The organism is Falsiroseomonas oleicola (assembly GCF_019029495.1).
GTDB lineage: Bacteria > Pseudomonadota > Alphaproteobacteria > Acetobacterales > Acetobacteraceae > Falsiroseomonas > Falsiroseomonas oleicola.
The window spans coordinates 30,492-43,349 of record NZ_JAERQM010000006.1 but is presented as its reverse complement, the minus strand read 5'-3'; the positions used below and the strand labels follow the sequence as shown (position 1 = coordinate 43,349).

The following is a 12,858-nucleotide window of genomic DNA, read 5'->3' as shown; positions in this document are numbered from 1 at the left end:
CTCAGCTCCTCTGGATGCGGAGTCCCGCCCGCTGCACCACGCCGCGCCAGCGCGCGATCTCGGCGCGGACATGCGCCGCGGCACTTTCCGGCGTGCTGTCCGCGATCGGCTCGGTGCCGATCTCGGACAGGCGGCGGCCGAGTTCCGGCTCGGCCACCGCCGCGTTGAAGCCGGCATTCAGCCGCGCCAGCACGGCGGGCGGCGTGCTGGCCGGCGCGGTCGCCATGATCCAGGTCTCGGCATCCAGATCGGCGATCTCCAGCTCGGCCAGGGACGCGATGTTGCCGTAGCGGCCGCCGGGGCGCTTCGTGGCCCGGGCCAGGGCGCGCACCCGGCCATCGGCCAGGGCGCCGGCCAGCGTCGGGATGGATTCGATGGTGTAGCCGACCTCGCCGGTCAGCAGCGCCTGCAGCGCCGGGCCGCCGCCGCGATAGGCGACATGCTCGACCTGGGCGCCGATTTCCGACTTGAACCACTCGCCGGCCAGATGCGGCATGGAGCCGACGCCGGCCGAGGCATAGTTGTGCCGCCCCGGCTCCCGCTTCAGCAGATCGACCAGCGCCTTCGCGTCCCGCGCCGGATGGTCGGCACGGACCGCCAGCACGAAGGGGGTGACGCCCAGCAGCGCGACCGGGGCGAAATCCGCCACCGCATCATAGGGCAGGTCGTCGAAGACGGCCGGATTGACGCCATGGGTGGAGGCGACGGCAAACAGCAGCGTCTGCCCATCCGGCGTGGCGCGGCGCACCTGGTCGGCGGCGGTGGCGCCGCCGGCGCCGGGGCGGTTTTCCACCACCATCGGCACGCCAAGGTGATGCGCCGCGCGGGGCGCGATCAGCCGGGCGCCGAGATCGGTGGTGCCGCCGGGGGCGAAGGGAACCACCAGGCTGATGGGGCGGCCCTGCGCCAAGGCGGGCGCGGCCAGGCAGGTGAGGCTGGCGGCCAGCAAGGCGCGACGGCCCGGTTGCTGTGCGGGCATGGAACATACTCCTTTGCGGCCTCGTCGGGCCGGCACGAGGGGTTTGGGGGTGATCGACGGCGGCGCGGCGCACCGCTGCGAGGACAGCACCCTTCAGGGTGACCGCGGGCGAGGGGTGGTGACGCCCGGGCCGGGGCTGCTGTAGCCATGTTCCGTGACAGACGTCGGTCGTCTGGATGGCGGCCCGATGACGCCGGCGGTCGCGACCCCTCCGGGCTTGCCCTGCCAGGGCGGCCCGCCTAAGCAATTCGCAATCTGGAGGCACCTCATGACATCCCCGACCGGCCCGCTTCGCGGCCTTCGTGTCCTCGACCTGACCCGCGTGCTGGCTGGCCCCACCTGCACCCAGATGCTGGGCGACCTCGGGGCCGAGGTCATCAAGATCGAGAAGCCGGAATCGGGCGACGACACCCGCGGCTTCGCGCCGCCGGTGTGGCCGGAGACGACGGAAAGCGCCTATTTCCTAGGGGTCAACCGCAACAAGAAGTCGCTCACGCTCGACATCTCCAAGCCCGAGGGCCAGGCGATCGTGCATGAGCTGCTGGATGGCTGCGACATCCTGGTGGAGAACTTCAAGGTCGGCGCCCTGGCCAAATACGGGCTGGGCTTCGAGCAGCTCAGCCAGAAGTTCCCTGGCCTGATCTATTGCTCCATCACCGGCTTCGGCCAGACCGGCCCCTATGCGCCGCGCCCGGGCTATGATTCGCTGATCCAGGCGATGGGCGGCGTCATGTCCCTGACCGGGGAGCCGGATGGGCTGCCGCAGAAGGTGGGCGTGCCGGTGGCGGACCTGTTCGCCGGCCTCTATGGCTGCATCGGCATCCTGGCGGCGCTGCGCCACCGGGAACGCACCGGCCAGGGCCAGCAGGTGGATATCGGCATGCTGGATACCAGCGTCGCCTGGCTGGCGAACCAGGGCATGAACTACCTGGCGACCAAGGAAAACCCGCCCCGCCTGGGCAACCAGCACCCAAATATCGTGCCCTACCAGGTGTTTCCGACGCGGGACGGCCACATCGTGCTGTCCGTCGGCAATGACCCGACCTTCGCCCGCTTCTGCGAGGTCACCGGCCAGCAGGCGCTGCTCTCCGATGAGCGCTTCGCCACCAATGCCGCCCGCGTCGCCAACCGCCAGTTCGTGACGGAGACGCTGACCCCGGTCATGCAGCAGCGCAGCACCGACGAATGGGTGGCGGCGCTGGAACAGGCGAAAATCGGCTGCGGCCCGATTAATACATTGGAAAAAGTGTTTGCGGACCCGCATGTGCAGGCGCGCAAGGTGGTGGTGGAGATGGCGCATTCCTCCGGCGCCACGGTGGAGGTCATCGCCAATCCGGTGCGCCTGTCCTCCACGCCGCCGGACTATCGCGTGCCGCCGCCGCAGCTTGGCGAGCATTCGGAGGAAGTGCTCTCCGGCCTGCTCGGCATGAGCGAATCGGCGATCCAGGCGCTGCGGGACAAGGGCATCGTCTGAGATGCGCCATGGCAGGCTGCGCTACCTTCTTGGCGCGGCCTTCCATGGCCTGGCCTGGACCGAATGGGGGCCGGAGGGAGGCGCGCCGGTGGTCTGCCTCCACGGCCTGACCCGCAATGGGCGTGACTTCGACACCTTGGCGGAGGCGCTGGCCGGGCAGGGGCGGCGGGTGTTCTGCCCGGACCTGCCGGGGCGCGGCGCCTCCGACTGGCTGCCTGATCCGCGGCTCTATGTGCCGCCGAGCTATGTGGTCGCGCTGGGGCATCTGCTGGCGCGGCTGGAGGGGCCGGTGGACTGGGTCGGCACCTCGCTGGGTGGCATCTGCGGCATGCTGCTAGCCGCCGCACCTGGCACGCCGATCCGTCGCCTGGTGCTGAACGATATCGGCAGCCATGTGCCCGCCGCCGCCGCCGCGCGCATCGCCGCCTATGTGCGGGAAGACCCGCGCTTCGAGGATCTGGCGGGGCTGGAGGCGCATCTGCGGCAGGTGCATGCCCCCTTCGGCGCGCTCACCGACGCGCAATGGCGCCATATGGCGGAAACCAGCGCCCGCCGCCTGCCGGAGGGCGGCATTGCCAGCCACCACGACCCGGCGATCGCCGTGCCCTTCGCCGCGGCCGCCGAAGGACCGATCGAGCTCGGCATGGTGTGGGACCGGGTGGCGGTGCCGACGCTGGTGCTGCGCGGCGCGGAGAGCGACGTGCTCGAAGCCGGGGTTGCGGCCCGGATGGCGGCGCGGCCCGGCGTGGCGCTGCGCGAATTTGCCGGGGTTGGCCATGCACCGGCCCTGCAGGCGGCGGACCAGATCGCGGCCGTGGCCGGCTTCCTGGCCGCCTGAGCTTCCGCCGCAGCCTTCTCTAGTCCTTATCCTGTGCCATCCGCCGGGCGGCGTAACCGGTCAGCAGCGCCCCGACCAGGCAGGTCAGGAAGATCGTGATGATGATGGCATCGGCCGTCACGGCATCGATGAGATCGAGCTCCATGCCGATCACCATGACCGCCAGGGTCGCGGCCGCCTGCGGAAAGGACAGGCTCGCAATGGCCAGACCCTCGACGCGGGAATAGCCGAACAGGCGCATGGCGGCCGCCGCCGCCAGCCCCTTGGTGAGGATGATCAGCGCCACCAGCGCCACCGCGAGCAGCCATGTCGCCGGCTGCTGCAAGGCTTCGAGGTTCAGGCGCATGCCCGTATCGACGAAGAAGAAGGGGACGAACAGCATCCGGCCGACGAATTCGAGGTGATGCTTGAGCTCCTCCCGCCGGTGCAGCGCCCGGTTCAGGCAGAGGCCGGCCAGGAAGGCGCCCAGGATATCCTCCGTGCCGATCGCCTCGGCCAGGATGGACAGCAGCAGCAGGACGGCCAGCAGGAACAGCGCCTTTTCCGAGCGCGTATGCAGCTCCGTCGTCAGGACGAAGCCCGCGATCCGCGGCACCGTGGCCAGCGCCACCACCGCCAGAGCGGTGAGCGAGACGATGGGCACCAGCCAGGACCAGCCACCTTCACCGCCTGCCGCATTGATGACCACGACCAGCACCAGGAGCGAGGCGGTATCGGTCAGCAGGGTGCCGCCCGTTGCCGCCACGATCGGGCGGCGTCCCGCCAGGCCCAGACGGCTGACCATCGGATAGGCCACCAGCGTATGCGATGAGAGGGCGGCGCCGAGCAGCAACGCGCCATAGGTCTCAAGCCCGAAGAGCAGCCCGACGCCGAAGGCCGGCAGGAAGGAAAAGGCGAAGGCCATGCCGCCGAAGGACGCCGCTTCGCGTTTCCGGTCCCGCACAAGGTCCAGGTCGATCTCTGCGCCGGCAATGAACATGATGTAGAGCAGCCCGATCGAGCCAAACAGCCCCACCACCGGCTCGGTCGGCAGGATGCCGGTGCCACCTGGCCCGATGATCATGCCCAGGATGATCAGGCCGATCAGGCCCGGCACCCGCGTCCGCTCGAAGGCCAGTTGCACGAGCAGCGCCGCCACGACGACGACGGCGAACTGGATGATGATGTCTTCGACGGGAAGCTCAGGCAGCATGTCGACCTCCGGCATGGCGTGCCCGTCAAGCTGTCGCCGCGCTCCGGCCGACCAGGTCGGGTTCAGACGCTCGTCGTGCGGGTGGCATCTTCGCCATCACCCGCCGCAGGCCGCCTCGGTCAACTCCGTCGCTGCCTGTAGGTTGCCGCCTGGGTCGCGAGATCGTCGAGTCGCGGACGGCTCAGCTGGATTGGCGCCGGAGGAGGCCGGCAGTGGCCTTGGGCGGGCTGGCATCCTTCAGCCGCATCAGCCGCACCCGCACCGCAAGCTCCTGCCATCGGGACAGAGCACCGGGCGGTGGAGCGGGCAAGGCGGGCAGATGGATCGAACTGTCCGGCCCCAGCGCCGCAAGCCTCGCGCGCCGCGCAAGCTGCAGCCGCCACCAGGCCAGTGCCTTGGCCTCCCCATCACGCGCATGGGTATAGGCCAGACGCGCCTCGACCTCCGCGCGCTGGGCGCGGATGTCAGAGAGGGCGGCGCTGCTCATGCTTCCCGATCTCGCATTGCAGCATCCTAGCGCCGCAAGCCTGATCGGTTCAAGCAAACTGCGCCGGCTACAGGCCCCGCAACCGCTGCGCCGCCTCCACCGCGAAGTAGCTCAGCACACCATCGGCGCCGGCGCGCTTGAAGCCCAGCAGGCTCTCCATCATCGCTCGGTCGTGGTCCAGCCAGCCATTGCGGACGGCTGCCATGATCATCGCGTATTCCCCGGACACCTGGTACGCAAAGGTCGGCACCGCGAAACGGTCCTTCACGCGGCGGACGATGTCCAGATAGGGCATGCCCGGCTTGACCATCACCATGTCGGCACCCTCGGCCAGATCCAGCGCGACTTCGCGCAGCGCCTCATCCGTATTGGCCGGGTCCATCTGGTAGGTCTTCTTGTCCCCGCCCTTCAGCGAGGCGCCGGAGCCCACCGCCTCCCGGAACGGGCCGTAGAAGGCGGAGGCGTATTTGGCGGCGTAGGACATGATCCGCGTATGGATCAGGCCCTTGGCATCGAGTGCGCCGCGGATGGCGCCGATGCGGCCATCCATCATGTCGGAAGGCGCGATCACATCGATCCCGGCCTCCGCCTGAATCACCGCCTGGACGGCCAGGATTTCCACCGTCTCGTCATTGGCGACATACATGCCGCCGGGGCCCGCTCGTAGAACGCCGTCATGGCCGTGGTCCGTGTAGGGGTCGAGCGCCACGTCGCCGACCAGGCCAAGCTCCGGAAATTCCCGCTTCAGCAGGCGCGCGGCGCTGCACATCAGGTTTTCGGGGTTCTTGGCCTCGGTCCCCTCGCCATCCTTTTTCGAAGGATCGGTCGCCGGGAAGATGGCCAGGGCCGGAATGCCAAGCTCCGCCGCCGGCGCCACATGCGCCGCCAGCCGGTCCAGCGTCACCCGCTTCACGCCGGGCATCGAGGACACCTCGGTCTCGATCCCCTGGCCCTCGATGATGAAGATGGGCCAGATCAGGTCGTCGACGGAAAGCTTGTTCTCCGCCACCAGCCGCCGGGTGAAGGCGTCCACCCGGTTGCGGCGGGGGCGGATGGCGGGGAAGCCGCTCATGCCGCGGCGACCGCCAGGGCCTGGTCGAGATCGGCCAGGATGTCGTCGATATGCTCGATGCCGATGGACAGGCGCACATAGCCGGGGCTGACGCCCGAGGCCGCCTGTTCCTCCGCCGAAAGCTGGCTGTGGGTGGTGGTGGCCGGATGGATGGCGAGGCTGCGGGCGTCGCCGATATTGGCAACATGGTAAAACATCTTGAGGGATTCGATGAACTTGCGGCCGGCCTCGGCGCCCGCCTTCAGCTCGAAGCCCATCAGGCCGCCATAGCCGCCCTTCAGCGCCGCATCGGCCCGGCGCTTGGACTCGCCGGTCATCAGGCTGGGATGGATGACCTTTTCCACCGCCGGGTGGCCTGCCAGCCAGGCCGCCACCTTGATCGCATTGGCGCAATGCCGCTCGATGCGCAGCGGCAGCGTCTCCAGCCCCTGCAGGGTCAGGAAGGCATTCATCGGGGCCATCGGCGCGCCGAGGTCGCGCAGCAGGATCACCCGCATGCGGATGATATAGGCGATCGGGCCGAGCGGCTTCACCGCCTGGGTCCAGACCGCGCCATGATAGCTCGGGTCCGGCTTGTTCAGGGTGGGGAAGCGGGCGGCATGCGCCTCCCAGTCGAAGTTCCCGCCATCCACCACCACGCCGCCGATGCTGTTGCCATGCCCGCCGATCCACTTGGTGGTGGAGTGCATGACCACCGCCGCGCCGAGCGCCAGCGGCTTGCACAGCACCGGCGCCGCGGTGTTGTCCATGATGAGCGGCACACCCAGCTTGCGGCCCAGCGCCGCCACTTCGGCGATCGGGAACACCTGGAGCTTCGGATTCGGCAGCGTCTCCGCATACCAGCAGCGGGTGCGGTCGTCGGTGGCGTTCACGAAGGCCTGCGGATCGGCCGGATCGACGAATCGGACCTCGATGCCGAAGGATTTCAGCGTATTGGCAAACAGGTTCCAGGTGCCGCCATAGAGGTCGGTGGAGGAGACGATATTGTCTCCCGCCTCGCACAGGTTCAGCACGCAGAAGGTCGTCGCCGCCTGGCCGGAGCCCAGCGCCAGCCCCGCCACGCCCCCTTCCAGCGCCGTGACGCGCTTTTCCAGCACATCCACGGTGGGGTTCATGATGCGGGTGTAGATATTGCCCATCTCCGCCAGGCCGAACAGGCGCTGGGCATGGCCGGTATCCTGGAACTGGAAGCTGGTGGTCTGGTGGATCGGCACCGCGACGGAGCCCGTGGTCGGGTCCGCCCGCCAGCCGGCGTGAAGGGCGATGGTTTCCGGATTCTCGGACGACGCCATGTTCTGTCTCTCCTGTCCCGGCCGCATCCGTTCCACGTCCGGGGGCTGCAATGCAAGGCGCCGCCACCTCATTCACCTGGCCGACCCAGGATCAGACGAGGCCGATCACGAAGAAGCCGACCTGCGCCCAGGTGAGGATCCGGGCGGTGGGGGAGGGTGGGGTCTCCGTGATTTCCAGCACGGCGGGCAGGAAGGCCCGTTCCTCCGCATTCGGCCGCGGCCGGCCGCGCGCCGCACGCTCCAGGACCAGGCTGTGGCGCAGGATGGCGAGGATGCGGCGCATGCGCGGTCAGTGCATCCGGCCGATGGTGCTGCCGATGGCGGGCAGGCCGGAGAGGGTGCCGCCAATGAGTTGAGGGCGGAAGGCCGGGCGGGTGCTGGGCGCCAGGGTGCGGGTGGTGGCGCCGACGGCCTGTTCCATTCCGGCCTCCTCCTCCAGCCCCTGCATCCAGTCCGGCGTGTAGGGCTGGCCATCCGGGCCGAGGACGATCCAGTTCCGCTGTTCCGGCGCATCCAGCGGCGTGGTGCCGACGGGCCAATCGACGCAGTCAAAGACCTCCCCATCCGTCACGCGCACGCCGCCATCGGCCAGGGTGGTGTAGCCGGACTCGGCGAGCACGGCGGCGAGGGTGAGGCCATCTGTGGCACAGGGAATGCCGGCGCGCAGCGTGACGTAACCCGGCGCGCCGGTGGCGGGATCGGTGTAGGCGACGCGGACCAGCGCATCCTCGGCCGAGCCGAGGCCGGCGCCGGTGCGGGCGCGGATGGCAGTGCCATCGGCCTGCACGAGGGTGCCATCGGCGGCGAGGATGGCAGCGATGGTGGCGAAGCCGCCCGCGCCGGTGAGGCAGACATGGCCGGGCGTCATGCGCAGGCCGCGGAGATCTACCACGGTGCGGGTGGTGTTCTGGAAGGTGCGGGTGACGCGGGAGGGGGTGAGGGCGCCGCGGCCGTGCTGGGAGGCGGGATCAAAGGCCATGACGAGGTCACCGATGCGGATCTGCTCGATGGGTTTGTGGGTGCCGTCGGCCATGAGGATGGGGGTGCCAGGGAGGAAGCATTTAGGTGGTTGCGGATTGCGTGTTATGACCGCCCTTGGATTTGCAACCCACTCTCCATCTACCAGACCTATCCGCTGGAACGGATGACCAACCATATGTTGAACGCCGTCCGGTGTGGTGTAGATGGCCACTATCGTGTCGGTGAAAATTCCGTCCAAAAATTCTACGAGTCCTACTTGCAAGCCATGCGGAGTCATGACTTCCAGAAATATCGGATCATTGCCAGGGCGGAGAGCATTCATGTAGCCTACTTCACCAGTCGGCCCAACGCGGCCGCTCGATGCAAGTCCATCAACAAGCCGCAAGTGCTCCCGTGGTGTGGTTATGCCTGCAAGTACCGCTCCATTTAGAAAGTCTACTGTTCCCATTACGCCCGCAGAAACGCCTTCTAGCGGAGCAGGCTGCCAAGCCACCGTTCCGAACGGACCATTCATTGATGCTGCCGCAAAAGGCGGAAAGCTGCGGCGATCATCGGAAAGTAATAAATTATCTAAAGCGGAGTTATTTGCGGCGTACCACTGCATCGATTCTTCGCCGGCATTAAGGCCTGAGAACCGTTGTGTTCCATCCGCGTTTCGAGTGTTTACGATGCTGATTTGATCTGCGCGTGAGGACATCCAGGCAGCAATGATGGCGTTCTCAGGTATGTGTAAAGCTGAGGTGATCTCGGCTGCCACGACATCAGTCATGACGAATCTTCTTCCCGTTTGTAGAAGTAAATCCAATGGTCGAATACTTCCAAGGCTTCTATTAACTTGCCCGATTAGGGCAAGGCTTTTAAGAGAGTTAGTGTCGACGATTAGATTCGCGGACGGGGAACGTGTTGCAAGATTTACCGGTACGTTGATTTGGAACATTAGGCCCTCCTGCCAAAATCGTTGATTTCGCGCGTCAGGAAAATTCATCTCTTGAGATAACTTCGATCCAAAGGTCACGTGCGCTGCGTACAGTCTGAATCGCCGTGATCGAGGATTGTGCCCCAAGCGAAAAACCTAAATCAGTCATGCAGCGATCAACCGCCTCAATAATTTTTTTATCAGAGTTTTTTAGATTCGGATCGAGCAGCTCTTGCGACTTGCTCAGGGCACTTGAGGCAACGCGCAAAACATCGTCCTTGGACAAATGGGCGAGTCTGCCGGGTGCTGGATTTGAGTTACTAGATGAATTTGCGAAATACTTTCGCCTAATGTCAAAAACTTCTTCGCCGACCAAAGCACGTTCAAGCAAATCCTTCACGAGAAAGGCTGCTAGCACCAGTTCACGCATGCTAAGTGATTTTTTTATGCCGACTAAACGCAGGACGTGAGCAAGTTCGGGTCTGAGGATGCCAAATACGGAATTCTTGCTCTGTATATGCCCATTCACTTTCGTGGCGATTTCAGCAAAAAAATCTGGGTATTCTTTTGCGATTCTGCAAAGCTGTAGATTTTCCCAGTCGTCTTTGTTTTGCGCGGACGTCATATCGTTGCCTTTCAATTCAGCTAAAATTAAGCCTGGTTTATCATCTGAAAGCGGGCGAATTTGGGCTCGCAAATTTTCTCGTGGTGTATTTTTTGACCTGCCTGCCTGGGTTGGACCGATGTGTGTTATTGACTCCATTAGCAGTTCCGCTAGCAGATTGCCGTTAAGTCTGTCCATCCATGTTATTTTGATATGTTAGCAAATCGGCATACCTTCCCCCATTCCGCACCAATTCCTCATGCGTCCCATCCTCCACCACCCGCCCACGCTCCACCGTGATGATCCGGTCTGCCCCCCGCACCGCGGCCAGCCGATGCGCGATGATGATCACCGTCCGGCCCCGCGCGATGCCGCGCATATTCTCCTGCACCACCCGCTCGCTTTCATAATCCAGCGCGCTCGTCGCCTCGTCCAGAATCAGCACCTTCGGCTCCGCCATCAGCGCTCGCGCAATCGCAATGCGCTGCCGCTGCCCACCGGACAGGGTCGCCCCGCGTTCGCCAATCTCCGTGTCGTAGCCATGCGGCAGTTCCAGGATGAAGTCATGCGCGCCCGCCAGCCGTGCCGCGCGCACCACAGCTTCCATCGGCGCCCCCGGCACGGCCAGCGCGATATTGTCGCGAACCGATCGGTTCAGCAGCACATTTTCCTGCAGCACCACGCCGATCTGCCGGCGCAGCCAGGCCGGGTCCACAAGTGCCAAATCCACCCCATCCACCATCACCCGCCCGGCTTCCGGCACGTAGAGCCGCTGGATCAGCTTGGTAAGCGTGCTCTTGCCCGAACCGGAGGGGTCGACCATCCCCACCACCTGCCCGGCCGGGATATCCAGCTCCACCCCCTCCAGCACCCGCGGCCCGTCCATGCGGTAGCGGAAACTCACGCGTTCCAGGCGGATATGGCAGCGCACCAGTCGGGGCTTCGGCTCCTCCGGCCGGGCGGGGTTGGGGGTGCGGCCGTCTCCCGCACAGGGCGCGGGGGGACAATCCTGCCATGCGCCACAGCATCTGGCGTCGGTGGTTCCTGGCCGACACAGGAAGTGGTAACAGCCTTGGCATGACCCCCGCCGAAACCCCCATTGCCCTCGGTTCCGACCATGCCGGCACCGGCCTGAAGGCCACGCTGCGCGCCACGCTGGAGGCCGCCGGCCATCCGGTGCTCGATCTCGGCACGCATGGGCCGGAAAGCGTCGACTATCCGGACTTCGCCGCCGCCGTCTGCGCCGCGGTGGCCGATGGCGCGGCCCGCTTCGGCGTGCTGGTCTGCGGCACCGGCATCGGCATTTCCATCGCCGCCAACCGCCACCCGGACATCCGCTGCGCCCTGGTGCATGACGCGACCGGCGCCCGCCTGACCCGGCAGCACAACGACGCCAATGTCCTGGCCCTCGGCGCCCGCATGATCGGTGCGGAAGTGGCGCTGGATGCGCTGAACGTCTTCCTGACCACGCCATATGAAGGCGGCCGGCATGACCGCCGCGTTTTGAAGCTCAGCCCCGGTTGGAGCCCCTCCGCATGAACGAGACCACCCCGGCGATGACGCCCGCCCGCTTCTTCTCCGCCCCCGTGGCCGAGACCGATCCCGAGATCGCCGCCACGCTGCGCGATGAGCTGATCCGCCAGCAGGACGGCATCGAGCTGATCGCCAGCGAGAACATCGTCTCCAAGGCGGTGCTGGAGACGCAGGGCTCCGTGCTGACCAACAAATACGCGGAAGGCTACCCCGGCCGCCGCTACTATGGCGGCTGCGAGGTGGTCGATGTGGCGGAGACACTGGCGATCGAGCGGGCGAAGAAGCTGTTCGATTGCGGTTTTGCCAACGTCCAGCCGCATAGCGGCGCCCAGGCCAACCAGGCGGTGTTCTTCGCCCTGATGCAGCCCGGCGACACCTTCATGGGCCTGGATCTCGCCGCCGGCGGCCACCTGACCCATGGCGCACCCGCCAATCAATCGGGAAAGTGGTTCAAGGTGCAGCCCTATACGGTGCGCCGCGAGGACCAGCTCATCGACATGGAGGAAGTGGCCCGGATTGCGCGGGAGACCCGGCCGAAGGTCATCGTGGCGGGCGGTTCCGCCTATGCCCGGCACTGGGATTTTGCGCGGTTCCGCGCCATCGCCGACGAGGTCGGCGCCTATCTGATGGTGGACATGGCGCATTTCGCGGGCCTGGTGGCCGGCGGTGCGCATCCCTCGCCGGTGCCGCATGCGCATGTGACGACGACGACCACGCACAAGACGCTGCGCGGCCCGCGCGGCGGCATGATCCTCACCAACGACGAGGCGCTGGCGAAAAAGTTCAACAGCGCGGTCTTCCCGGGGCTGCAGGGCGGCCCGCTGATGCATGTGATCGCCGCCAAGGCGGTGGCGTTCGGGGAAGCGCTGCGGCCGGAATTCCGCGCCTATGCGAAGCAGGTGGTGCTGAACGCCAAGGCGCTGGCGGTGGAGCTGAAGGCCCAGGGCTTCGACCTGGTGACCGACGGCACCGACAACCACCTGGTGCTGGTCGACCTGCGGCCGAAGAAGCTGACCGGCAAGGCGGCGGAGGGTGCGCTGAACCGCGCCCACCTGACCTGCAACAAGAACGGCATCCCCTTCGACCCGGAGAAGCCGATGGTCACCTCCGGCGTCCGCCTCGGCAGCCCGGCCGCGACCAGCCGGGGCTTCGGGGAAGGCGAGTTCACCCTGATCGGGCAGATGATCGGCGAAGTGCTGGATGGCCTGGCCAAGGCCAATAGCGCCGAGGCGAATGAGGCCGTCGAGGGCGCCGTGAAGGCCCGCGTGCTCGAGCTCTGCCGCCGCTTCCCGATCTACGGGTGACCAGGCCGATGGCGCACCTCCCAGGCGATGTGTGCCGACCTTTTGGCGCCACCTGCGGCCCGCGCACTTCCGCGGGCCGAGCGGCCGAATGGCCGCCGCGCCCAGACCACCCGCATGGCCCGGCGCGCCAGTGCAAGGCGCGCAGCCAAGCCGGCGGAGCCGGCGCCCGGCGTTTGAGGGCCTGAA

Annotated in this window: 13 protein-coding genes; 4 read left to right on the top strand and 9 right to left on the bottom strand. The window is 66.6% G+C overall.

What is annotated here, in order from left to right:
* Position 1 precedes the first annotated feature (1 nt).
* Entirely contained in the window at positions 2-979 is a 978-nt protein-coding gene (locus JJQ90_RS19115) for a Bug family tripartite tricarboxylate transporter substrate binding protein (protein WP_216877864.1), read from the bottom strand.
* Positions 980-1,247: 268 nt separating this feature from the next.
* Between JJQ90_RS19115 and JJQ90_RS19110 the strand changes: the two genes are divergently transcribed.
* On the top strand, positions 1,248-2,453 hold the full coding sequence (locus JJQ90_RS19110; RefSeq protein WP_216877863.1) for a CaiB/BaiF CoA transferase family protein: 1,206 nt from the start codon (positions 1,248-1,250) through the stop codon (positions 2,451-2,453).
* A gap of 1 nt (position 2,454) precedes the next feature.
* The gene (locus JJQ90_RS19105; RefSeq protein ID WP_216877862.1) at positions 2,455-3,291 is read left to right on the top strand and encodes an alpha/beta fold hydrolase; all 837 of its coding nucleotides are present in this window, start codon (positions 2,455-2,457) and stop codon (positions 3,289-3,291) included.
* A 19-nt stretch (positions 3,292-3,310) separates the two neighbouring features.
* Here the strand turns inward: JJQ90_RS19105 and JJQ90_RS19100 are convergent, their stop codons facing one another.
* From JJQ90_RS19100 to JJQ90_RS19065, 8 genes are all read right to left on the bottom strand, one after another.
* Positions 3,311-4,483: a cation:proton antiporter gene (locus JJQ90_RS19100; RefSeq protein WP_216877861.1), complete on the bottom strand. Its 1,173-nt coding sequence runs from the start codon at positions 4,481-4,483 to the stop codon at positions 3,311-3,313.
* 181 nt (positions 4,484-4,664) lie between these two features.
* Positions 4,665-4,970, bottom strand: coding sequence for a hypothetical protein (locus tag JJQ90_RS19095; RefSeq protein ID WP_216877860.1), 306 nt, complete (start codon positions 4,968-4,970; stop codon positions 4,665-4,667).
* Between the two features lie 67 nt (positions 4,971-5,037).
* Positions 5,038-6,042: a porphobilinogen synthase gene (hemB, locus tag JJQ90_RS19090; protein WP_216877859.1), complete on the bottom strand. Its 1,005-nt coding sequence runs from the start codon at positions 6,040-6,042 to the stop codon at positions 5,038-5,040.
* On the bottom strand, positions 6,039-7,334 hold the full coding sequence (locus JJQ90_RS19085) for an O-acetylhomoserine aminocarboxypropyltransferase/cysteine synthase family protein (protein WP_216877858.1): 1,296 nt from the start codon (positions 7,332-7,334) through the stop codon (positions 6,039-6,041). The genes hemB and JJQ90_RS19085 overlap by 4 nt, the downstream gene beginning before the upstream one ends.
* Before the next feature lie 91 nt (positions 7,335-7,425).
* On the bottom strand, positions 7,426-7,617 hold the full coding sequence (locus JJQ90_RS19080; protein ID WP_216877857.1) for a hypothetical protein: 192 nt from the start codon (positions 7,615-7,617) through the stop codon (positions 7,426-7,428).
* A 6-nt stretch (positions 7,618-7,623) separates the two neighbouring features.
* On the bottom strand, positions 7,624-8,367 hold the full coding sequence (locus tag JJQ90_RS19075; protein WP_216877856.1) for a hypothetical protein: 744 nt from the start codon (positions 8,365-8,367) through the stop codon (positions 7,624-7,626).
* Positions 8,368-9,286: 919 nt separating this feature from the next.
* Positions 9,287-10,033, bottom strand: coding sequence for a hypothetical protein (locus JJQ90_RS19070; RefSeq protein ID WP_216877855.1), 747 nt, complete (start codon positions 10,031-10,033; stop codon positions 9,287-9,289).
* Positions 10,020-10,739, bottom strand: a complete 720-nt coding sequence (locus tag JJQ90_RS19065) for an ATP-binding cassette domain-containing protein (RefSeq protein ID WP_329959479.1) — start codon at positions 10,737-10,739, stop codon at positions 10,020-10,022. The genes JJQ90_RS19070 and JJQ90_RS19065 overlap by 14 nt, the downstream gene beginning before the upstream one ends.
* A 173-nt stretch (positions 10,740-10,912) precedes the next feature.
* Here JJQ90_RS19065 and rpiB point away from each other — a divergent pair, with 173 nt between their 5' ends.
* Positions 10,913-11,374 (top strand): ribose 5-phosphate isomerase B, encoded by a 462-nt coding sequence (rpiB, locus tag JJQ90_RS19060; RefSeq protein ID WP_216877854.1) that lies wholly within the window; start codon positions 10,913-10,915, stop codon positions 11,372-11,374.
* Positions 11,371-12,672, top strand: coding sequence for a serine hydroxymethyltransferase (gene glyA, locus JJQ90_RS19055; RefSeq protein ID WP_216877853.1), 1,302 nt, complete (start codon positions 11,371-11,373; stop codon positions 12,670-12,672). The genes rpiB and glyA overlap by 4 nt, the downstream gene beginning before the upstream one ends.
* Positions 12,673-12,858 lie beyond the last annotated feature (186 nt).